Source organism: Bacillus sp. 17RED48, assembly GCF_019837545.1.
GTDB lineage: Bacteria > Bacillota > Bacilli > Bacillales > Bacillaceae_G > Bacillus_A > Bacillus_A wiedmannii.
In genome coordinates this window covers 190,464-211,602 of record NZ_JADAXG010000006.1, presented here as the reverse complement: position 1 = coordinate 211,602, position 21,139 = coordinate 190,464, and the positions used below count along the sequence as shown (strand labels likewise).

Genomic DNA, 21,139 nt, shown 5'->3' with positions numbered 1-21,139 from the left:
GGTCACAATGTTATCCTTTGAGCGTATCCATTTCATCTACATGAACCGTCGTACGATTACGATACAAAGCAATTAAAATGGCGAGTCCTACCGCCGCCTCCGCTGCTGCTACAGCCATCGTAAATAGAGAGAAAATTTGCCCTGTTAAATTTGGGAACAAACCTAATTTACTAAACGCTACTAAATTCAAATTGGCCGCGTTAAGCATTAATTCAATACAAACTAATACAATCACTGTATTTCGCTTCGTTAAAGCTCCAAACAAACCGATGCAAAACAAAATAATCGCAAGCGTTAAATATGCAGAAGCTGGAACGCTACTCATTGGAATCCTCCTCTTTCTCATCCTTCTTCGCAAGTATAATCGCGCCAACAAGTGCTACAAGTAAAATAACTGAGGTTAACTCAAATGGAATAATATATTTCGAATAGAGAAGTGTACCGATTTGAAGTGTGTTTTTTTCATGGAGAGGTAAACTTCCTTGTGTGCTTTCATTTGCAAAATCAATATTGTTAACAGCGAAATACATAACTGCCCCAAATGCTACAACCGCAAAGAAGATAATCCATTTTCGAAGAGTAAGACGCGATTCATTTTCTGCGTTATGTTGTGTTAACATAATGCCAAAAATCATAATAATTGTGATCGCACCGGAGTAAAGTAAAATTTGTGCAACTCCGATAAATTCGGCCGATAAAAGAAAGTACAAACCTGCGATACTAAGAAATGTCAGAACGAGAGCTAGCATCATATGCATGACTTTCGTTAAGTTCAACATAAGAATACCGCCGATAATTGCAGACAAGGATAGTATAAAGAATGCTACAAACTCGCCATTCATGCTTTATTCTCCTTCCTGACGTTTTCGTCGTTTTCGTCAAGCCACTGCAAATTTTTAAATAAATCATCACGTGAATATTCCGCGAGTTCAAAGTTATTTGTCATAACAATCGCCTCTGTCGGACAAACTTCTGTACATAAATCACACAGAATACAAATTTCAAAATTAATGTCGTACGTGTCGATAATTTTTCCTTTTTTCGTAGGATCCGGATGTTTTTTTCCCGTTAACTGAATACAGTCTGTCGGACAAATGTTGGAGCACTGATTACAAACAATACACTTTTCCGGATAAAACTTTTGAATACCTCGAAAGCGGTCCGGCAGCGGCAACGGTTGATTCGGATAATCATAAGTCACCTTCTTCTTACTCAAATTGCTTAATGTATATTTTAATCCTTTAAATAGTCCTTTCATCTCTTACTGGCACCCCCCTCATAGATTAGAAGAACAACTCCTTAATCAATGCCGTTAAGAAAATATTTGCAAGTGCAATTGGCAATAATACTTTCCAGCCAAACTCCATTAACTGGTCACCTCTTATACGCGGGAACGTAACGCGGAACCAAATTAATAGAAAGACTACACTGCTAAATTTCAAAGCAAACCATACAGCTCCTGGGATAAATCCAAGGAACATAACTGGATTCCATCCGCCTAAAAAGAGCACTGTAATTAAAGATGCCATTCCGAAGAAATATACGTACTCTGAAAGCATGAAAAACGCCCATCGAAACCCTGAGTATTCCGTATGATATCCAGAAACAAGTTCCGATTCTGCTTCTGGTAAATCAAACGGCGTCCTATTTAACTCTGCTACCGCCGCGATTAAGAAAACGACGAAACCGATTGGCTGCACGAAAATGTACCAAACATTCTCCTGCGCCGCTACAATTTCATTTAAATTCAGGCTACCAGCTAACAAAACGACGCCAATTACACTCATTACGAGCGGAATTTCATAAGAAATCATTTGCGCCGCCGCACGCATCCCTCCTAAAAGGGAATATTTATTATTTGATGCCCATCCTCCAGTTACGACACCAATCGTCGTAATGCCAGAAACAGCAATGTAATACAGTAAGCCTACGCCAATATCCGCGAACTGAAATTTATCAGTAAACGGGATGACTGCAAGCACCATAAATGCCGGTGCGAATGCAATAACAGGCGCTAATATAAACAACGGTTTATCTGCCGCTTTCGGAATACTATCTTCTTTCAGTAATAGTTTTAAAACATCAGCTACCGTTTGTAGTAAGCCGAACCGGCCCCCAACTTGGTTTGGACCAATCCGCCCTTGCATAAAACCCATCACTTTCCGTTCTGCCAAAATACCATATGTAACGAAGCCAAGGACTGCAAATAATAGAAGCACCGCTAATCCGAAAAAAATGAAGAAATTCGTCCAGCTTGAAGGTGATTGTAAGAGCGTTTCAATCATTAGCCATCAACCTCCCCAAGTACAATATCAACTCCACCTAAAATCGTAATTAAATTGGCGATGTTTTCACCTTTCAATAACTTCGGTAAAATTTGCAAATTGTAAAAAGACGGCCTGCGAAACTTCAAGCGGTACGGCTCTTTCTTTCCATCACTAGCAATATAGCAACCAATCTCTCCTCGCGGCGATTCTATACGGACGAACGCTTCCCCTTTAGGCGCCTTAATGATTTTCGGTACTTTTGCTAGCACAGCTCCGTCTTTTGGAAACTGCTGGACAGCTTGCTCAACAATTTTTAATGACTCCTCAATCTCTTGCATGCGGCAAACGTAACGATCCCAAGCATCTCCCACACTCCCAACAGGAATATCGAAATCAAAACGATCATAAATGGAGTACGGTTCATCCTTGCGAAGATCCCAGTTTACTCCGGTACACCGCAAATTCGCTCCGCTTAAAGAATACGAAATCGCTTCTTCCGCGTTATATATACCAACGCCTTTTACACGATTTAAGAAAATCTCATTACCGCTAACGAGATCATGATAACCTGCTAATTGCTCTCTCATATACGGAACAAACTCTTCCACTTTTTCAATCCAACCGTCCGGCGCATCCCACTTTACACCCCCGACTCTCATATAGTTAAAAGTAAGCCGGGCACCGCATAATTCGTTTAATAAATTTATAATCATCTCTCGTTCACGAAACGCGTACAAAAACGGGCTGACCGCTCCTATATCAAGAAGATTTGTCCCCCACCAAACGAGGTGGCTTGCAATCCTTCCAAGCTCCATTGCAAGCACTCGTAAGTATTCGGCCCGCTCCGGGATTTCAAGCCCCATCATCGTCTCTACAGCATGGCAAATGACGTAATTATTCGTCATGGCCGATAAATAGTCCATTCGATCTGTATAAGGGATAATTTGTGTATACTGTAAGCTCTCGGCAATCTTTTCGGTCCCGCGATGCAAATATCCAATAACTGGTGTAGCTTCTTTAATAATTTCCCCGTCAATCTTAATAACAAGCCTGAATACACCATGCGTACTCGGATGCTGAGGCCCTACATTCAAAAGCATTTCTTCCGTACGGATCATAAGCTACACCTCCACATCATACGGTTCATAATCTTTCCTAAGCGGATACCCTATCCAATCATCCGGCATTAAAATACGTGATAAATTCGGATGTCCCTTAAATACAATGCCGAGCAAATCATATGCTTCTCGCTCTGGCCAGTCCGCTCCTTTCCAAAGCGCTGTCACCGATTCTACTTGCGGCTCTTCCCTATCCAGCTTTACCTTCACCGCTACTGACTGTTTCTTTCCATATGAAAATAAATGAACATATACTTCCATATGTGTCACAAAATCCGTCGCATGTAGCTCTGACATATAATCAAAAGCAAGTCCCTCATGGAATCGCAGTAACTCCATTACTTCATAATATTTTGAGGGCTCCGCCACAAGAGTTGGTACATCTTTTGAAAGTTTATTAATATAGGAATCTACTAATGTATCCTCTCCTATTCTCCCCTTAATAACTTCAACATACTGATTTAAATACGGCTGATTCACGGATGACTCTTCCTGCTTCGGCTCCTCTTCCGCTTTACCTTCAGCGCCCTTTGTCTTCGCCCTTGCTGCCGCAGCCGCTTTCGCCTTCGCTGCTGCAATTGCCTTCGCCTTTTCATCTCCCGATTCCCCATCACCTTGCGAGGCCTTCTGCTTCGCTAGAGCCGCTGCCTTTGCCTTTGCTGCTGCCACGGCCTTTGCTTTCGCCTTAGCCTTGTCCTCTTCCGTTACTTCTTCGGTTCCTTCTCTTTTCTGCTTCGCTAATGCCGCTGCTTTTGCTTTTGCCGCGGCTGCTGCCTTCGCTTTCGCTTTCGCCTTTTCTTCTTCCGGTATTTCTTCTATTCCTTCTCTTTTTTGCTTCGCTAACGCTGCCGCTTTTGCTTTTGCCGCGGCTGCTGCCTTCGCTTTCGCCTTTTCTTCTTCCGGTATTTCTTCTATTCCTTCTCTTTTTTGCTTCGCTAACGCTGCCGCTTTTGCTTTTGCCGCGGCTGCACGTCGTTTTGCTTCTTCCACAGTCATACCATCATTTTTTGGTAGCGCTTTCTCTTTTTCTTGATCTTCTTCCTCAAGTTTCCTTATTTCCGCATCATGTTTCACAACGAGACGCTTTCTCGCCTCTTCTTTCGCACGCCTAGCCGCTTCTCTTTTCAAATCCTCTAGGTCTTTATTTGGATCACTCATTTATTCGTCACCTGCTTTCCTGTCTTTGCCTCGTAACGAATTTTTTCTTTCAATTTATTAATTCCATAAATTAAAGCGGCGGGATTTGGTGGGCAGCCAGGAATATACACGTCAACTGGTACAATTTGATCCACACCTTTCACAACAGCATATGAATTTACATATGGGCCACCTGCTGTCGCACAAGATCCCATTGCAATCACCCACTTTGGTTCAGGCATTTGATCGTATAAGCGCCGAACAATAGGAGCCATCTTCTTCGTTACCGTTCCCGACACAATCATAACGTCCGATTGCCTTGGTGAAGTCCGAAAAAATGACCCAAATCGATCTAAATCGTAATGTGATGAACCTACTCCCATCATTTCAATTGCACAGCATGCTAGTCCGAATGTCATCGGCCATAAAGAATTGCTCCGTGCCCATCCTTTCAACTGCTCCAATGTAGAAAAAAAGATATTTCGTTCTAATTCCGCTCGTTCATTTGGATGTAATTCCTCAAAATTTATAACCATTGTAACACCTTCTTTTTCCAAGCATACGCTAATCCAACTAGCAACATTACAACAAAGATGAGCATTTCAATCAGTGCAAATAAACCGAGCTTGTCATATGCAACAGCCCATGGATATAAAAATAAAGTTTCTACATCAAAGATGACAAACAATAAAGCAAAAATATAATAACGAGCATGAAACCGAATATTTGCATCATGAAAAGGCTCAATCCCACTCTCATACGTCGTCGCTTTCGCTGCACTTGGTTTGTTTGGACGCAGCATCCTTCCTAATGTAAGAGCCACTACCGGCAGCAATATACCTAATAGCAAGAAAATCAAAACGATCATATAACTATTTTCATATACACTTGCCATTGTGAAACCCTCCCCCCTGAATTAAGAACAAGTTCACTTAGTAAACAATATGTCCTAGTTGCAGTAATTATTATTTTTAAATTTTTCTAAATAATGCAACTATTTTAATCATTATAGCAAACTTCAAATTCCTATGTCGATATGTTGGGGACAGAAACGAGAATTATTAAAATCTATTTTTATAACTCGCTATACCTGTGCAAAATAAGTATAGAAATTATATATGTTTTTCAAGAAACAATAAAAAATAAAAAGAGGAATTTATATGTATATACCGTGGGTGAGATAAATGAAAAAACAAACACATGTAAGTATTCTTATAAGCATTATATTGTTGTCTATAGCGATTCATTACGTGGCAATGCCTTTTCTATATGAATACTCATTTCCTTTTCAAATATTAATTGGAATGAGTACCTTATTCATTGATATTATCGCTTGTAGTTATATACTTTATTTTTCAAATAGGAAAGAAGGGTTACCTCGTTTATTTTGGACCATATTATGTGTTGGAACCCTCTCTTATTTCATTGGTGATTTAGTCGTTGCCTATCAACGTTTAATTTTAAAGGATTACTATACATTCGTTGATCCGTCTGACTTTTTTTACCTACTTTTTTTAATTAGCTTTGCATTTGCCTTTCTATATGAAATCATCTATAATCGCGATTTATTAGAAAAGCTTTTTATGATATGTGATATTTGTATTATTGTTACAGCCCAATTTACTTTAAGTTATTACTTACTTATTGAACGAACCATTCACATTTCTTCAACATCCTATATCGACATATTTGTTCAACTTACCTATCCAATGGCCGATTTGCTCTTTCTTCTCATAGGAATCAATCTGTTATTCAAGCCATTATCCTTATTATCAAAAAAAGTTGGTGCGCTTCTTGGCATTGCTTTAATTTTGTATGCTACTACAGATGCGATTTATGCTTATATCAAATACTTCACACCAGAGTATTCTATGTTTACAGTTACTCCTCTCTATCAAGTAACTTTAGTACTAGTAGCAATTGCCTGTATTCTGCATACAAAAGAACCTGAAAAACAAGAGCAAGTACTATTAACCCCTAAACTTGGGGAATCAATCAGATTATCATTACCTTATATTTCTGTAGTAATGCTTATTGTTTTTATATTAGTTGAATATGTTTTTGCACCGATTGTAGTAATCGGGCTTATAATAACTTTCTCCTTCGTTCTCATACGCCATAGTTTAGTTCGAAGACAAAATAAAATATTATTACTAGCCCAAATGCAATTCAACTCGGAACTCGAAAAACAAATTGAACTACGTACAGAAGATTTAGTAGAACAAAAAAATGAACTATATCATAACCAACAGATGTTTAAATCTTTATATGAGCATCATCCAGATCCAATCTTCACCTTAGATTTGTACGGTAATTTTCTCAAAGTGAATAACGCTGGTACTACTTTGCTCGGTTATCAAACGAATGAATTATTAAATCAACCTTACTATTCACTTACGTATGAAGAAGATTTGGAAGAAATCATTAATGCCTTTCATAGCGTAAAAAAGGGGAAATCTATTTCTTTAGAAATACGGGCATATCATAAAAATAGAGATATTTACTACTTGCATGTTACAGCTGTTCCTATCTTTTTAAAGAATCATATTTCTGGGGTTTATTTAATGATTAAAGATATTACGGAAAGCAAACAACAACAAGAACAAATTAATTTTCTGGCATACCATGATACTTTAACAGAGCTTGCAAATCGCCGTTCATTTCATCAATATGTAGAACAAGCAATTGCTCGATCCGAAATATCAAAAAGGCCTTTTGCTGTTATGTTTCTCGACCTAGACCGCTTTAAGGTTATTAATGATACCCTCGGTCATAGGGTAGGAGACCTTCTATTAATTGCAGTAGCAAAAAGACTCGAAAGACTATCGACACCAAGTATGAAGCTTGCCCGGCTAGCTGGAGATGAGTTCACAATCCTTATCGAAAATTATAAAAAAAGACCCGATGTAAAAAAAATGGCTGATACGATTGTAGCAGCCATGAACGAACCATTCGAAATCGAAAATCAACATTTACAAATCTCACCGAGCATCGGGATTGCAATATATCCTGAAGCAGGTGAAGATCCATTGTCTATTTTACAGCATGCTGATATGGCCATGTACGAAGCAAAGAACAAAGGAAAAAACGGTAGCTCTCTGTACACGAAAGAATTGTATAAAAAAATGGAACGAAAAGCTCGAATTGAAAAAGATTTACCACTCGCTTTAGTAAACGAAGAGTTTTATCTCGTCTATCAACCACAAGTTGATATTACGACGAAAAAGATTATTGGTGCTGAAGCATTAATACGTTGGAAACACCCACTCCTAGGTGACATTCCGCCATGTGAGTTCATTCCAATTGTAGAAGAGACGCCACAAGTCGTTCCACTCGGTCATTGGGTATTAAAAGAATCCTGTCGCCAGTTAAAAATATGGCATACTTTCGGCTACACAGATTTAAAAATAAGTGTGAACTTATCCGCAAAAGAGTTCCAGCAAGAGAATTTAATCAAGAACATTTCACAAATACTAACAGACATTAAAGTCGATCCAAAGCATGTAATACTTGAGTTAACAGAACGCATTGCAATGATTGATGAAAAAGAAACATTATCAAGACTAAAACAATTAAAGGAATATGGTATTCAAACGTCCATTGATGACTTCGGTACCGGCTATTCTTCTCTCGCTTACTTATCAATTTTCCCTATCGATACATTAAAAGTACCGAGAGAATTTACACAACTAGCCGATCATCGACCTGAGGAAAGAGCTATCGTTTCCACTATCCTTTCCCTTGCAAATACTTTAAACCTTTCTGTCGTTGCTGAAGGAATTGAAACAGAAAAACAACTTAAGTTTCTACAAAAGAACAACTGTAAATATATGCAAGGCTACTATTTCAGTAAACCACTTACGAGTCATCAATTAATAAAATTTCTACAAAAAACACCCAGTATGAACCAATAGCTCATACTGGGTGTTTTTATAGTGTGGGAATTGTTTTCTCGTAATACTCCTCTGCAATTTCTTCATAAAAGGCTGCTGACGTCGTATAAAAATATGGAATTAGCCATAAGAATCCAATCCCGAGTGTAATACAACTTAATATAAACCAACCAATAAAACTTAAACATAAAATGAAATACTCCATCTTATGTCCATCCATCATACGACGGCTTTCTGTAATAGCTTGATTTATGGAATACTCAGGATGATCATTTATTATAAAGTACGTCATCGCATAAGAAAATGATTTAATAATGCCTGGAATAATAAATAGTAAAAACCATAAGAAGATATAAATGTTCACTACTATATATAATAAAAATGACTTTATAAACTTACTTCCTTCTGTAAACCATCTGAATATATGCCCAATACGCGCTTCTTTTTCACGAATGATATGCAGAGCTAAATAATAACCACCTAGCGTTAATGGACCTACCATCAATATTGTAATAACGTCTATTGAAAGTGAGTTATTTACTTCTTTCCAATCCCAAAATTGAGAGAAAATGAAATCAATACTAAAACTAAAAGCTGAAATAAGAATCGAAATCAGTAATGTTGCCCCGACAGCTAATCCCCATTTCCCTTCTAATGAATCTAACGCTTCTCCTTTTAAATCACTAATCATATTCTTCCTCCTATACGTAATAACTCTATTAGTATAGCATGTTCCTACTACAATTCAGCTTTTGAAAGATAGCGATAAAAATGCGCTGTCGTTGTACTCATATACGGGCTAAGCCAAAGAAATCCTATTCCGAGTGTAAGAATCGCTAAAATTGCCCAACCTATAAAACTCAGCCACAACAAAAATAAATCTAATTTGTGCCCCTTCATAAGACGCTTACTTTCTTTCATTGCCTGTGACACACTATACTCTGGATTTTCAACCATAACATAGTACGTCATCGCATAAGAAAAGTACATCACAATCATACCAACAATTGAAATAGCTAATAGTACAAAGAAAGCAATAGCAAAAGACGTATTTCCTTCTTCACCAAAAAATACAAATAAGGCTACTAGCAACATCGGGATCCATGTACCTGTATATAACAAAATCGCAAGCATTGCCCACATTGTTTTCATCATTCTTTTAAAGCCCCGAAATCCTTCGAATAAGTGATCTACTTTAGCACTTTCTCGTTTACTAATCTGTAAAAACACATTTGTATAACCGTATGATGTAATCCCATACGATGCGTTACTCAAAATTATTATGATGCAATAAAAAATACCAAATGTAATACCTGCTCCAATTGATATTGTTTCCTCTTCAAGTGAACCTGTGAAACCAGCAAATAGTAAAAATATAATAACTCCTGGAATTAAAAGTATAAGCATTGCAGCCATTGAAACAACATAACTTAAAATAAAATATAAAATCGTTGATCCAACACCTAGTCCCCATTTTCCCTTTAAAGAGTGCAACGCTTCTCGTTTCATTTCACCGATCATTTATTCATCCCCTTTATAAATTGTTGTACATTCTCTACTTATACAAGCATCAATATAATTATACCATTTTTGTAAAATTATCCATAAACTCCATAAAAAATCCGTAAAGGCAAAGCCTTTACGGATTTTTTATTTCATATCAGAAACGTTTAAACGGTTCACGGCACGTTGTAATGCCATTTCTGCACGTTTAAAGTCAACATGTGCTTGTTTATCTTGCATACGTTGTTCAGCGCGACGCTTCGCTTCATTTGCACGATGGATATCGATATGGTTTGCTTCTTCAGCAGATGATGATAATACAGTTACTTTATCCGGACGAACTTCGATAAAGCCACCGCTTACTGCTACATAATCAGTGTGTCCACCATTTTTCAGACGAACTGCACTAATTTTTAATGGTGCAACAGTTGGAATGTGACCTGGTAAGATCCCCATTTCCCCACTCTCTGCTTTTACGCTTACCATTTCTACTTCTTTTTCGTAAACCGGTCCATCAGGAGTTACAATACTGACTGGAAATGTCTTCATAATTCGTCCCTCCTAAGGCCTTACGCCATCATTTTCTTCGCGTTTTCAATAACTTCTTCAATACTACCTACAAGACGGAATGCATCTTCTGGAAGGTCATCATATTTTCCTTCTAGAATTTCTTTAAATCCGCTAACTGTATTTTTTACAGGTACGTAAGAACCTTTTTGACCTGTAAACTGCTCAGCTACGTGGAAGTTTTGAGATAAGAAGAATTGAATACGACGAGCACGATGTACAACTAACTTATCTTCTTCAGATAACTCATCCATACCTAAGATAGCGATGATATCTTGAAGCTCTTTATAACGCTGTAAAGTTTGCTGTACTTGACGAGCTACTTCATAATGCTCTTCTCCTACGATTTCTGGAGAAAGTGCACGAGATGTAGATGCTAATGGATCTACGGCTGGGTAAATACCCATTTGTGTTAAACGACGCTCTAAGTTTGTTGTTGCATCTAAGTGAGCGAACGTTGTAGCTGGTGCTGGATCCGTATAGTCATCGGCTGGTACATATACCGCTTGGATAGACGTGATAGATCCTTTATTTGTAGATGTAATACGCTCTTGTAATTGACCCATTTCTGTTGCAAGTGTTGGTTGGTAACCTACCGCAGATGGCATACGACCAAGAAGGGCAGATACTTCAGAACCTGCTTGCGTGAAACGGAAGATGTTATCGATGAACAGAAGTACGTCTTGTCCTTGCTCATCACGGAAATGCTCAGCCATTGTTAAACCGGTTAATGCAACACGTTGACGTGCTCCAGGTGGCTCATTCATTTGTCCGAATACCATCGCAGTTTTCTTAATTACGCCAGAATCGCTCATTTCGTGGTATAAGTCATTACCCTCACGAGTACGCTCACCTACACCAGCGAATACAGAGATACCACCGTGTTCTTGTGCGATGTTGTTAATTAATTCCTGAATTAATACCGTTTTACCTACACCGGCACCACCGAATAGACCGATTTTACCACCCTTAATGTAAGGAGCAAGTAAGTCTACTACTTTAATACCAGTTTCAAGAATTTCTACTTTAGTAGATAATTCTTCGAATGCAGGTGCTTGACGGTGAATTGGATCACGACGTACATCGGCAGGAACCTCACCATCTAAGTCAATTGCATCACCTAATACGTTAAATACGCGACCAAGTGTTGCATCTCCAACTGGTACAGAGATTGCTTTACCAGTATCTTCTACTTCTGTACCACGAACAAGTCCGTCTGTGGAAGACATTGCAACTGTACGAACTGTATCATCACCTAAATGAAGTGCAACTTCAAATGTTAAGTTAATGCTTGCTCCGTTTTCGTTGCTTTGTTTTACCGTAAGGGCGTTGTAGATTTCTGGTAGCTTTCCGCCATCAAACTTAACGTCTACAACCGGACCCATGATTTGCGTAACGCGCCCTTTATTCATCGGGTTCCCTCCTAGCTTTCTTTTAATTAGCCAACTTGCTACGAGCAGTTAGCTTTTCATTTTTTATTGGTTTATAGCTTACGCGACTCTTTTGAAAGAGCCGCCTACGCTTTTATAGAATCTAGTTCCAGCGACTAGAACATTCGGTCATTTCGTGCCTTCCTGCGAGGCAAACTACGCCTCTTCGTCAGGAGCTCCAATGCCCTCTTGTTCTGGACGAGCCGCTTCCACTTTTTAATACTACTCTAACGCTGCTGCTCCACCAACGATTTCCGTAATTTCTTGCGTAATCGCTGCCTGACGCGCACGGTTGAATGAAAGTGTAAGTGAATCGATAACTTCCATTGCGTTGTCTGTAGCACTCTTCATTGCTGTCATACGCGCTGCGTGTTCACTTGCTTTACCGTCTAGTAATGCACCGTACACTAAGCTTTCTGCGTATTGTGGCAATAGTACTTTTAAAATTTCTTCTTCAGAAGGTTCGAATTCATAAGCTGTCGTCGGTTTGTCAGACGCCACATCAGTAAGCGGTAAAATTTTATTTTCCGTTACTTCTTGTGAAATTTTACTTACGTAATGGTTGTAGTAAATATACAGCTCATCATAAGCACCATCTGCAAACATCGCAATTGCTCGAGAAGCAAGATCTTTAATATCAGTAAATGATGGGTGGTCAGATAGTCCAACTACTTCATCAATGATGTTAAAGCCGCGACGTTTTAAATAATCACGTCCTAGTCGGCCAAGCACAATAATTGAATATTGGTTTGAATCCATATTATGACGTTCACGAATTACGTTACTTACTGTACGTAATACGTTACTGTTATAACCACCTGCTAGTCCGCGATCAGATGTAATAACGATGTACCCTGTACGCTTTACAGGACGCGCATTTAGCATCGGATGATTAATTCCTTTACTTCCTTGCGCAATGCTCGCTACTACTTCTTGAATCTTTTCCATATACGGAACGAAAGATTTAGCATTTTGCTCTGCACGGTTTAACTTAGATGCAGATACCATCTCCATCGCCTTCGTAATTTGACTCGTTTTCTTTGTCGAGTTAATCTTCGCTTTTATATCGCGTAAAGATGCCACAGGTTTTCACCACCTTTTTTCCGGAAGTTGGCACGATTAGTAAGAATTCTCTTCCTAATCTACGTTGCAAGATATTCTTGCTCATGATTGAAGGAAAAGAATAGGTGCACCTACTCTTTTCCTTTACATAACCGTCAGCAATCTCAAAACTTGAGATGCCTTTTATATATTATTATCTAGCTCCAGCGGCTTGAATGTTCGGTGGCTTCACTTCTTCCTACGAGGCAAAGACCGCCTCTTCGTCAGAAGCTCCATCCCCCTCACATTCAGGACGAGCCACTTCCGCTTTTATTATTCAGAAGCTACGAATACTTTTTTAAATCCATTAATAGCTGCTGCAAATTTGTCGTCATCCGCAAGTTTCTTAGTTGTGCGGATTTCTTCTAATAAGTCAGTCGCATTAGAATCTAACCAAGCATGGAATTCTTCTTCGAAACGAGTGATATCTACTACTGGGATATCATCTAGGAATCCACGTGTTAAAGCGTAAAGAATGATAACTTGTTTCTCTACACGTAATGGTTTGTGTAATCCTTGTTTTAATACCTCAACAGTACGAGCACCACGGTTTAGTTTCGCTTGAGTTGCTTTATCAAGGTCAGAACCGAACTGAGCGAACGCTTCTAACTCACGGTAAGATGCAAGGTCAAGACGAAGTGTACCTGATACTTTACTCATTGCTTTAATCTGAGCAGATCCACCTACACGAGATACAGAAGTACCCGCATCGATCGCTGGACGTACGCCAGAGAAGAATAGGTCAGATTGTAAGAAGATTTGTCCATCCGTAATAGAAATTACGTTTGTTGGGATGTAAGCTGATACGTCCCCTGCTTGTGTTTCGATGAAAGGTAGTGCAGTTAAAGAACCGCCGCCTCTTGCATCACTTAATTTTGCTGCACGCTCTAATAAGCGAGAATGTAAGTAGAACACATCCCCTGGATATGCTTCACGACCTGGAGGACGACGTAATAGTAATGAAAGCTCGCGGTAAGCCGCTGCTTGTTTTGATAAGTCATCATATACTACTAATACGTGTTTACCATTGTACATGAACTCTTCACCCATTGTTACACCAGCATAAGCAGCTAAGTATAATAATGGAGCTGGTTGAGAAGCTGATGCAGTTACAACGATTGTGTAATCTAATGCACCGTGCTTACGTAGTGTTTCTACTACGTTACGTACAGTTGATTCTTTTTGTCCGATAGCTACATAGATACAAATCATATCTTCATCTTTTTGGTTAATGATTGTATCAAGCGCAACTGCTGTTTTACCTGTTTGACGGTCACCAATGATTAACTCACGTTGACCACGGCCAATTGGTACAAGAGCATCGATCGCTTTAATACCTGTTTGAAGTGGCTCATGAACAGATTTACGATCCATTACACCTGGTGCTGGACTTTCAATTGGACGAGTGTTTGTTGTATTGATTGGGCCTAAACCATCAACTGGTTGACCTAATGGGTTTACAACACGACCGATTAGTTCTTTTCCTACTGGTACTTGCATGATGCGACCAGTACGACGAACTTCGTCACCTTCACGAATTTCTGTGTAAGGTCCTAAAATAATGATACCTACGTTGTTTTCCTCTAAGTTTTGTGCTAGTCCCATAACGCCGTTAGAGAACTCTACAAGTTCACCAGCCATAACGTTATCAAGACCATGAGCACGCGCAATACCGTCACCAACTTGGATAACTGTACCAACATCACTAACTTCGATTTCAGACTGATAGTTCTCGATTTGTTGCTTTATCAGTGCGCTAATTTCTTCAGCTCTGATGCTCATGTGCTTCACCCCTATCTATTCTTCATTAATTCACGCTGAATACGTGCTAATTTTCCTTGTAAGCTTCCGTCGTAAATGCGATTTCCAATACGTACTTTAATGCCGCCTAGTAAATCTTCATCTACAACATTTTTTACGCGAATTGCATCTTTTCCCGTTCTCTTTGCAAATGCTTCTGCAATGTTAAGCTTCTCTTCTTCTGATAGAAGACGAGTAGAATATACAGTTGCGTCGGCTACGTTACGTTCTTCATTAGCAAGAACAACATATTCATCTGCAATTTCAGGTAAGATATCAATGCGTTTGTTATCAATTAAAATATATAACGTATTTAAAATAGATTCAGAAACAGATCCGAATACGTTTGCAAGAAACGTTTTCTTTTGTTCCTTTGAAATGTTCGGTTGCGTTAAAAAGCTATGTAGTTCTTCGTTCTTTACATAAACGTTTTGTACAAGGCGTAATTCCTCTTCAAACATTTCTAATACGTGTTTTTCTTTTGCAATTTTAAAAAGAGCGACAGCATAACGTTTTGCTACAATCCCATTGCTCATCGCGCTTCTCCTACTTCTTTAATATAATCGCGAATTAACTTAACTTGATCTTCTTCTTTTAATTCTTTTTCAATTACTTTAGAAGCAATTTGAACAGATAAAGAAGCGACTTGTTCTTGTAAAGCAGCAATCGCTTGCTCTTTTTCGCGTTGAATTTCTTGTACAGCAGATGCTTTAATTGATTCTGCTTCTTCTTTCGCAGCAGCAACAATAACATCTTTTTGATCTACAGCTTGTTTTTTCGCTCTTTCGATTAACTCTTGTGCTTCAACACGCGATTGTTTTAACATTTCACGTTGTTCTTCTACTAATTTCTTCGCTTCAGCGTTACTTCTTTCTGCAGCGTCGATTTCATTAGTAACATGCTCTTCACGTTCTTTCATAATTCCCATTAAAGGACCCCACGCAAATTTGCGTAGCATTACTAATAGAAGTAAGAAAATGAACAATGTATAAGCAATCGTTCCAAATGGAATGGAAGCCCCTAATAATAAAGTTGGCACAAGGATTCACTCCCTTCAAAATATCTAAATTGATCATATGAAAAAAAAAGACATACGTTTCGTTCATAAAGCAATGGCGAAGAAAGTTCGGAAAAACACTCTTCGCCATCTATGTAAGGGGAGTCTCCCTTATTTGTTCATTACGATGAATGCAATAACTACACCGATGATTGGAAGTGCCTCAACTAAAGCAACCCCGATGAACATAATTGTTTGAAGCGCGCCTTTTAATTCTGGTTGACGAGCAACACCTTCGATTGTACGTGATACGATAAGACCGTTACCAATACCTGCACCTAATGCTGATAAACCAATTGCAATTGCAGCTGCGATTACACCTAAACTCATTTAATTTGTCCTCCTTTGTATTATAAAAAAATAATTTTTTTCTTACTTAAATTATATTAATGGTCATGGCTTACTTTATGAGCCATATAAACCATCGTTAACATAACGAAAATAAATGACTGGATTGATCCAACGAATACACTGAATCCCATCCATGCTAACATTGGTACAAGCGCACCTAATGCTCCGAGGAACGATGCCCCGCCTAACTTAGCAAGTAATCCTAATAAGATCTCACCTGCATAAATGTTACCGAATAAACGAAGACCTAACGTTAATGTGTTAGCAAACTCCTCAATAACCTTTAATGGGAATAAGAATTTCATAGGTTGGAAATAACCTTTTACGTATTCTTTCGTACCCTTCATCTTAATTCCATAATAATGGGTGAGGGTAACTACCATCACGGCTAATGTTAATGCAACTGCTGGATCAGACGTTGGTGATCTCCACCATGCAATATGTTCGCCAGCCTCAACTGTTGAATACATGAATGGTAAACCAAGGAAGTTCGATACGATGATAAACATGATAAGCGTAACGCCAAGCGTTAAGAAACGTCCACCTGTTTTCCAGTCCATCGTACTATTGATAATCCCTTTCACGAAGTCAAACACCCATTCCATGAAGTTTTGCATCCCGGTTGGGCGAAGGGCTAAACTGCGAGTTCCAATAACAGCGATTAAGAAAACAATAACTGCTGCTACAGTAACCATCATAACTGATGACAAATCGAACGTTAAACCTAGAAATTCAACTAATTTACCGTGTTCCACTAGTAATTCACCTCTCTTCCCTGCTCTTATACTCTAAATAAAGAAAATCTATGATCATGACAAGGTATCCTGTCAGCAATCCTACACCTAGGCCCCACATCGCAATTAACTCTTGATATTTGGCTGCAAATAAAATTAATAATCCAATCGTGGCGAATCTCGAATATGTACTTACTGCTGTCGCCTTAAATTTTACGTTTTCTCCATTTGTTACGCGATCCAACAGCTTGTCTGTTCTACGTGCAATGATGCGCAAACTAAGAAAACTGAAAATCGTTCCGATAATCAGCCCAAGAAATACATCCTTGTAAGAGGTGAATCCCCATCCTAGCACTAGAAGCGCAAGCAAGTAGTACATATATTTCTTTTGTCTTTGGACAAGTCCATGTACGTCTATCATCATTGCTCTCCCGAATAGTAATGTCGAATGAGTCGAATCATTGCGTATATCCCTGTTCCTAATCCGAGTAATAACCCTATAATAAGAAACAATGGAAACGTTCCAACCTTACTATCAATCCACTGCCCACCAAAGATTCCAATAAGAATAGAACCGACTAACTGAGCAAGAATACCTGACATTAAAGCATAAGCTTTTATATGGCTGCGATCGTTTTTTTGCAAGGATTCATCCCTCCAATATGTAACCCTCATTCACGATGTATTAATAATAACTCATTTTTTTGCATAAATCCTATACAAAATAAAAAGTTTACATTTTCGTCACGGAATAGATGTATTTTTGTCACTGAAAGCCCTACCATCTATCCCCGTTGTTAGCATACAATAGGGTATTAACAGTGTCAACGAGAAATCGTAAAAAATCAAAAAATTTGAGTATTAGTCATTTCCTCCCAAAAATGAAAACGTTCCCCTTCTAAATACTGGTTAGAGATATGCAATTTCTAACAGTTTTCTCTTTATAATAGAAGGAAATGTTCACAAGTTTGTCACTATTATATTTTTAAGATATAACGCTTTCCTTCCATAATATAGTGCTCTTTAGACGTAAGACTTCTATATTATATGTGATGTGTATGCAACTTATGTTGTATATACTATGTATATTTATCCCCCCTCCCCTACCTCATCAAGGTACAAAAAAACGAGAGGGAACCCCCTCTCGTCAGTTGTCTTACTTCGTTCCGAATAAACGGTCACCAGCATCACCAAGACCTGGTACTACATATCCGTGGTCATTTAATTTCTCATCTAATGCTGCTACATAAATATCAACATCAGGATGTTCTTCTTGTACTACTTTTACTCCTTCTGGAGCTGCAACGATACACATTAATTTAATTTGTTTTGCACCGCGCTTTTTCAGAGAGTTAATTGCTTCAGCTGCAGAACCACCTGTTGCTAGCATCGGATCTAGTACGATGAAGTCACGCTCTTCTACATCCGTTGGAAGTTTCACATAGTATTCTACCGGTTGCAATGTTTTAGGGTCGCGGTATAAACCAACGTGCCCTACTTTTGCTGCTGGAATTAATTTCAGAATTCCATCAACCATTCCTAAACCTGCACGTAAAATCGGAATTAAACCAAGCTTTTTACCAGCGATCACTTTTGTTGTCGCTTTGCTTACAGGTGTTTCAATCTCAATGTCTTTAAGTGGAAGATCGCGAGTAATTTCGAAAGCCATTAAACTTGCTACTTCGTCCACTAATTCACGAAAATCTTTCGTGCCTGTATTCTTATCGCGAATATATGTAATCTTATGTTGAATTAACGGGTGATCAAATACATACAGTTTTCCCATGTGAATCTCTCCTTTAGATGATATTCATGCGTTTGCACGCTTTTTTACACTATTTACGATTGTAAAGAAAACGCTACTAATATTCAAGGGCAAATTTGGCAAAATCATGATTTTACGATGAATCTATCTAGTATCTTTACCAATTATGGGAGCTGTATCCTTCATTATATCGCCAAAATTTATTCATCATTTGTATACATACTTAAAGAACAATATATGTCCAAAAAAAAACTGCCAAAACAATTACGTCTCAGCAGCCTTCTTTCATCTATTATAGGTCTGTGTACATTGGGAATTTGCTCGTTAACGCTTCTACACGCTTACTTGCTTCTTCTAATGCAGCTTCATTTTCATGATTTTTTAATGTATAAGCAATAAGTGACGCAATTTCATCCATGTCTTCTAAACCGAAACCACGAGATGTTACAGCTGCCGTACCGATACGTACACCGCTTGTTACAAATGGGCTTGCTGTTTCAAATGGAATTGTATTTTTGTTCACTGTAATACCAACTTCATCTAATACGTGCTCTGCTACTTTACCTGTGATTTCTAAGTTACGAACATCGATCAGGATTAAATGATTGTCTGTTCCACCAGAAACAAGTGTAAGTCCTTCTTTTTGAAGACCTTCAGCTAAGCGGTTCGCATTATTAATGATATTTTGTGCATATGTTTTAAACTCATCTTGTAGTGTCTCACCAAATGCAACAGCTTTTGCAGCGATTACGTGCATAAGTGGACCACCTTGAATACCAGGGAAGATTGATTTATCAATTTGTTTTGCAAATTGCTCTTCACATAAAATCATACCACCACGTGGACCACGTAATGTTTTATGTGTTGTCGTTGTAACGAAATGTGCGTGTGGTACTGGGTTTGGATGTAAACCAGCAGCTACTAAACCAGCGATATGTGCCATATCAACCATAAAGTATGCACCCACTTCATCTGCAATCTCACGGAATCGTTTGAAATCGATAACACGAGGATATGCACTTGCACCTGCAACGATTAATTTTGGTTTATGTTCTTTCGCTTTTGCTAATACATCATCGTAATTAATACGGTGAGATTCAGCATCCACGCCATATTCTACGAAATTATATTGTACTCCACTGAAGTTAACAGGGCTTCCGTGTGTTAAGTGACCACCATGAGATAAATTCATACCAAGTACTGTATCGCCTTGCTCTAAAATCGTAAAGTATACTGCCATGTTCGCTTGTGCACCAGAATGTGGTTGAACATTTACATGCTCTGCACCAAAGATTTCTTTCGCGCGATCACGTGCGATATCTTCCACTACGTCTACGTGCTCACAGCCACCATAGTAACGTTTTCCAGGATATCCCTCAGCATACTTATTCGTTAAAACAGAACCTTGCGCCTCCATTACTGCTTCACTTACGAAGTTTTCCGAAGCAATTAACTCAATCTTTGAACGCTGTCTTCCTAGTTCTGCCTCAATTGCAGCAAATACCTTTTCATCTTGACGTTTTAAATGATTCACCAAAATCCCCCTTTTCTGAACGAATTACATCGATTCCCAATAGTTTTTTCTCATTTATTCAGAAAAAACGAAAATTCAGGTTGTAATTCTTTCGAACCTTCATGTTTTCAACTACATTCTAACATGACTTTCTATATCATAAAAGAAAAAAAAGACCGAAAATCGGTCTTTTCTTTCTTCTATTATAAAGTCAGACTACATACCTTTTATCTTTCGATATAAAGCCATTATGCGACTTTATAATTTTTTATGTCTAACGGCAAGTGATAGTCTCTTCCTTCGCCGCATAAACAGCACGTGCTCCACCAATTAGTTTTCCACGTGTTGTTGCCATCGTTACATGCGCACTTCCAATTTCCTTCACACCTGTACGAACCGGAACAGCTACATGCTTTAAATGCATACCGATAAATGTATCACCAATATCCATTCCTGCATCTGCTTTAATAAACTCAATTACTACCGGATCTTTCAAATTGTGATACGCATATGTTGCTAATGCACCACCTGCTGATCTAACAGGCGTAACTGTTACAATTTCAAATTGATATTTCATCGCTAACTCTCTCTCAACTACTAAAGCACGGTTTAAATGCTCACAACATTGAAACGCCAACTCAATACCTGTTTGCTCTTGAAATTGTTTTAACTCAGAAAAAATCGCCTCTGCTACTTCCATCGTTCCTGATGTCCCAATTCTTTCTCCTAGCACTTCGCTCGTGCTACATCCCACTACAAAAATTTGACCACTTTGTAATGAAGCTTGTTCTTGGAAATCAGAAAGCGAAATTTGTAACTGTTCTCTTACCTTTACGATTTCTGTCATTACGCCTCTTCCTTTCACAGGTTGGTTCACCAAATTATATTTCATACTACTTCTAG

At 38.5% G+C, this 21,139-nt stretch carries 25 protein-coding genes; 1 reads left to right on the top strand and 24 read right to left on the bottom strand.

The features are described 5' to 3' along the window. Positions 1 to 10 precede the first annotated feature (10 nt). The 8 genes from nuoK to nuoA are packed head-to-tail and all read right to left on the bottom strand — an operon-like array spanning position 11 to position 5,417. On the bottom strand, positions 11 to 325 hold the full coding sequence (gene nuoK, locus ILT06_RS22500; RefSeq protein ID WP_000100078.1) for an NADH-quinone oxidoreductase subunit NuoK: 315 nt from the start codon (positions 323 to 325) through the stop codon (positions 11 to 13). Beyond that, positions 318 to 842: an NADH-quinone oxidoreductase subunit J gene (locus ILT06_RS22495; protein WP_064476115.1), complete on the bottom strand. Its 525-nt coding sequence runs from the start codon at positions 840 to 842 to the stop codon at positions 318 to 320. The genes nuoK and ILT06_RS22495 overlap by 8 nt, the downstream gene beginning before the upstream one ends. Then, positions 839 to 1,258 (bottom strand): NADH-quinone oxidoreductase subunit NuoI, encoded by a 420-nt coding sequence (gene nuoI / locus ILT06_RS22490; protein WP_000677191.1) that lies wholly within the window; start codon positions 1,256 to 1,258, stop codon positions 839 to 841. The genes ILT06_RS22495 and nuoI overlap by 4 nt, the downstream gene beginning before the upstream one ends. Positions 1,259 to 1,283: 25 nt before the next feature. Further along, positions 1,284 to 2,285, bottom strand: a complete 1,002-nt coding sequence (gene nuoH / locus ILT06_RS22485; RefSeq protein WP_000573437.1) for an NADH-quinone oxidoreductase subunit NuoH — start codon at positions 2,283 to 2,285, stop codon at positions 1,284 to 1,286. Further along, complete coding sequence (gene nuoD, locus ILT06_RS22480; RefSeq protein ID WP_098101694.1) at positions 2,285 to 3,385, bottom strand: NADH-quinone oxidoreductase subunit NuoD; 1,101 nt, start codon at positions 3,383 to 3,385, stop codon at positions 2,285 to 2,287. Before nuoD ends, nuoH begins: the two co-directional genes overlap by 1 nt. 3 nt (positions 3,386 to 3,388) lie before the next feature. Continuing rightward, positions 3,389 to 4,543, bottom strand: a complete 1,155-nt coding sequence (locus ILT06_RS22475) for an NADH-quinone oxidoreductase subunit C (RefSeq protein ID WP_222655560.1) — start codon at positions 4,541 to 4,543, stop codon at positions 3,389 to 3,391. Continuing rightward, positions 4,540 to 5,058: an NADH-quinone oxidoreductase subunit NuoB gene (gene nuoB, locus ILT06_RS22470; protein WP_000236331.1), complete on the bottom strand. Its 519-nt coding sequence runs from the start codon at positions 5,056 to 5,058 to the stop codon at positions 4,540 to 4,542. The genes ILT06_RS22475 and nuoB overlap by 4 nt, the downstream gene beginning before the upstream one ends. Beyond that, entirely contained in the window at positions 5,049 to 5,417 is a 369-nt protein-coding gene (gene nuoA / locus ILT06_RS22465) for an NADH-quinone oxidoreductase subunit NuoA (protein WP_000179273.1), read from the bottom strand. Before nuoA ends, nuoB begins: the two co-directional genes overlap by 10 nt. Positions 5,418 to 5,706: 289 nt before the next feature. Between nuoA and ILT06_RS22460 the strand changes: the two genes are divergently transcribed. Continuing rightward, complete coding sequence (locus tag ILT06_RS22460) at positions 5,707 to 8,436, top strand: putative bifunctional diguanylate cyclase/phosphodiesterase (RefSeq protein ID WP_149173783.1); 2,730 nt, start codon at positions 5,707 to 5,709, stop codon at positions 8,434 to 8,436. A 16-nt stretch (positions 8,437 to 8,452) separates the two neighbouring features. Here the strand turns inward: ILT06_RS22460 and ILT06_RS22455 are convergent, their stop codons facing one another. The 16 genes from ILT06_RS22455 to ILT06_RS22380 all read right to left on the bottom strand — a co-directional run bounded on the left by ILT06_RS22455 (position 8,453) and on the right by ILT06_RS22380 (position 21,128). After that, positions 8,453 to 9,106, bottom strand: coding sequence for a DUF975 family protein (locus ILT06_RS22455; protein ID WP_098111045.1), 654 nt, complete (start codon positions 9,104 to 9,106; stop codon positions 8,453 to 8,455). A gap of 47 nt (positions 9,107 to 9,153) precedes the next feature. Then, positions 9,154 to 9,936, bottom strand: a complete 783-nt coding sequence (locus ILT06_RS22450; protein WP_088047736.1) for a DUF975 family protein — start codon at positions 9,934 to 9,936, stop codon at positions 9,154 to 9,156. A 129-nt stretch (positions 9,937 to 10,065) separates the two neighbouring features. Then, entirely contained in the window at positions 10,066 to 10,467 is a 402-nt protein-coding gene (gene atpC, locus ILT06_RS22445) for a F0F1 ATP synthase subunit epsilon (protein WP_000847214.1), read from the bottom strand. A 20-nt stretch (positions 10,468 to 10,487) separates the two neighbouring features. Then, positions 10,488 to 11,897 carry a F0F1 ATP synthase subunit beta gene (gene atpD, locus ILT06_RS22440; RefSeq protein ID WP_002113041.1) on the bottom strand — a complete coding sequence of 470 codons (1,410 nt, stop codon included), beginning with the start codon at positions 11,895 to 11,897 and terminating at the stop codon, positions 10,488 to 10,490. A 240-nt stretch (positions 11,898 to 12,137) separates the two neighbouring features. After that, positions 12,138 to 12,998 (bottom strand): F0F1 ATP synthase subunit gamma, encoded by an 861-nt coding sequence (gene atpG / locus ILT06_RS22435; RefSeq protein WP_000157696.1) that lies wholly within the window; start codon positions 12,996 to 12,998, stop codon positions 12,138 to 12,140. 291 nt (positions 12,999 to 13,289) lie between these two features. Then, positions 13,290 to 14,798 carry a F0F1 ATP synthase subunit alpha gene (gene atpA / locus ILT06_RS22430; RefSeq protein WP_000027511.1) on the bottom strand — a complete coding sequence of 503 codons (1,509 nt, stop codon included), beginning with the start codon at positions 14,796 to 14,798 and terminating at the stop codon, positions 13,290 to 13,292. Positions 14,799 to 14,809: 11 nt separating this feature from the next. After that, positions 14,810 to 15,352 (bottom strand): F0F1 ATP synthase subunit delta, encoded by a 543-nt coding sequence (atpH, locus tag ILT06_RS22425; protein ID WP_046960138.1) that lies wholly within the window; start codon positions 15,350 to 15,352, stop codon positions 14,810 to 14,812. Further along, complete coding sequence (gene atpF / locus ILT06_RS22420; protein WP_001142625.1) at positions 15,349 to 15,855, bottom strand: F0F1 ATP synthase subunit B; 507 nt, start codon at positions 15,853 to 15,855, stop codon at positions 15,349 to 15,351. The genes atpH and atpF overlap by 4 nt, the downstream gene beginning before the upstream one ends. A 129-nt stretch (positions 15,856 to 15,984) precedes the next feature. Further along, positions 15,985 to 16,203: a F0F1 ATP synthase subunit C gene (gene atpE, locus ILT06_RS22415; RefSeq protein WP_000052064.1), complete on the bottom strand. Its 219-nt coding sequence runs from the start codon at positions 16,201 to 16,203 to the stop codon at positions 15,985 to 15,987. A gap of 56 nt (positions 16,204 to 16,259) precedes the next feature. Beyond that, positions 16,260 to 16,979 carry a F0F1 ATP synthase subunit A gene (gene atpB / locus ILT06_RS22410; RefSeq protein WP_000399874.1) on the bottom strand — a complete coding sequence of 240 codons (720 nt, stop codon included), beginning with the start codon at positions 16,977 to 16,979 and terminating at the stop codon, positions 16,260 to 16,262. Positions 16,980 to 16,986: 7 nt separating this feature from the next. Beyond that, positions 16,987 to 17,379: an ATP synthase subunit I gene (locus ILT06_RS22405; protein WP_000567600.1), complete on the bottom strand. Its 393-nt coding sequence runs from the start codon at positions 17,377 to 17,379 to the stop codon at positions 16,987 to 16,989. Next, positions 17,379 to 17,603, bottom strand: coding sequence for an AtpZ/AtpI family protein (locus ILT06_RS22400; RefSeq protein ID WP_001171220.1), 225 nt, complete (start codon positions 17,601 to 17,603; stop codon positions 17,379 to 17,381). Before ILT06_RS22400 ends, ILT06_RS22405 begins: the two co-directional genes overlap by 1 nt. Before the next feature lie 26 nt (positions 17,604 to 17,629). Continuing rightward, complete coding sequence (locus ILT06_RS22395; RefSeq protein ID WP_075309829.1) at positions 17,630 to 17,743, bottom strand: DUF4024 domain-containing protein; 114 nt, start codon at positions 17,741 to 17,743, stop codon at positions 17,630 to 17,632. A gap of 371 nt (positions 17,744 to 18,114) precedes the next feature. Beyond that, entirely contained in the window at positions 18,115 to 18,744 is a 630-nt protein-coding gene (gene upp, locus ILT06_RS22390; RefSeq protein WP_000517539.1) for a uracil phosphoribosyltransferase, read from the bottom strand. A gap of 271 nt (positions 18,745 to 19,015) precedes the next feature. Beyond that, positions 19,016 to 20,257, bottom strand: coding sequence for a serine hydroxymethyltransferase (glyA, locus tag ILT06_RS22385; RefSeq protein WP_064476109.1), 1,242 nt, complete (start codon positions 20,255 to 20,257; stop codon positions 19,016 to 19,018). Between the two features lie 253 nt (positions 20,258 to 20,510). Then, positions 20,511 to 21,128, bottom strand: coding sequence for a TIGR01440 family protein (locus ILT06_RS22380; RefSeq protein WP_098101704.1), 618 nt, complete (start codon positions 21,126 to 21,128; stop codon positions 20,511 to 20,513). Positions 21,129 to 21,139: the final 11 nt, after the last annotated feature.

Bases quoted from the DNA above. Each gene is read 5' to 3' on its own strand.
- ILT06_RS22460 (WP_149173783.1), top strand. From the start codon at position 5,707: ATGAAAAAACAAACACATGTAAGTATTCTTATAAGCATTATATTGTTG.
- nuoA (WP_000179273.1), bottom strand. From the start codon at position 5,417: ATGGCAAGTGTATATGAAAATAGTTATATGATCGTTTTGATTTTCTTG.
- atpC (WP_000847214.1), bottom strand. From the start codon at position 10,467: ATGAAGACATTTCCAGTCAGTATTGTAACTCCTGATGGACCGGTTTAC.
- ILT06_RS22455 (WP_098111045.1), bottom strand. From the start codon at position 9,106: ATGATTAGTGATTTAAAAGGAGAAGCGTTAGATTCATTAGAAGGGAAA.
- atpD (WP_002113041.1), bottom strand. From the start codon at position 11,897: ATGAATAAAGGGCGCGTTACGCAAATCATGGGTCCGGTTGTAGACGTT.
- ILT06_RS22495 (WP_064476115.1), bottom strand. From the start codon at position 842: ATGAATGGCGAGTTTGTAGCATTCTTTATACTATCCTTGTCTGCAATT.
- ILT06_RS22395 (WP_075309829.1), bottom strand. From the start codon at position 17,743: ATGGTAGGGCTTTCAGTGACAAAAATACATCTATTCCGTGACGAAAAT.
- upp (WP_000517539.1), bottom strand. From the start codon at position 18,744: ATGGGAAAACTGTATGTATTTGATCACCCGTTAATTCAACATAAGATT.
- atpE (WP_000052064.1), bottom strand. From the start codon at position 16,203: ATGAGTTTAGGTGTAATCGCAGCTGCAATTGCAATTGGTTTATCAGCA.
- atpH (WP_046960138.1), bottom strand. From the start codon at position 15,352: ATGAGCAATGGGATTGTAGCAAAACGTTATGCTGTCGCTCTTTTTAAA.
- nuoB (WP_000236331.1), bottom strand. From the start codon at position 5,058: ATGGTTATAAATTTTGAGGAATTACATCCAAATGAACGAGCGGAATTA.
- atpA (WP_000027511.1), bottom strand. From the start codon at position 14,798: ATGAGCATCAGAGCTGAAGAAATTAGCGCACTGATAAAGCAACAAATC.
- nuoI (WP_000677191.1), bottom strand. From the start codon at position 1,258: ATGAAAGGACTATTTAAAGGATTAAAATATACATTAAGCAATTTGAGT.
- nuoD (WP_098101694.1), bottom strand. From the start codon at position 3,385: ATGATCCGTACGGAAGAAATGCTTTTGAATGTAGGGCCTCAGCATCCG.
- ILT06_RS22380 (WP_098101704.1), bottom strand. From the start codon at position 21,128: ATGAAATATAATTTGGTGAACCAACCTGTGAAAGGAAGAGGCGTAATG.
- nuoK (WP_000100078.1), bottom strand. From the start codon at position 325: ATGAGTAGCGTTCCAGCTTCTGCATATTTAACGCTTGCGATTATTTTG.
- ILT06_RS22450 (WP_088047736.1), bottom strand. From the start codon at position 9,936: ATGATCGGTGAAATGAAACGAGAAGCGTTGCACTCTTTAAAGGGAAAA.
- ILT06_RS22405 (WP_000567600.1), bottom strand. From the start codon at position 17,379: ATGATAGACGTACATGGACTTGTCCAAAGACAAAAGAAATATATGTAC.
- ILT06_RS22475 (WP_222655560.1), bottom strand. From the start codon at position 4,543: ATGAGTGATCCAAATAAAGACCTAGAGGATTTGAAAAGAGAAGCGGCT.
- nuoH (WP_000573437.1), bottom strand. From the start codon at position 2,285: ATGATTGAAACGCTCTTACAATCACCTTCAAGCTGGACGAATTTCTTC.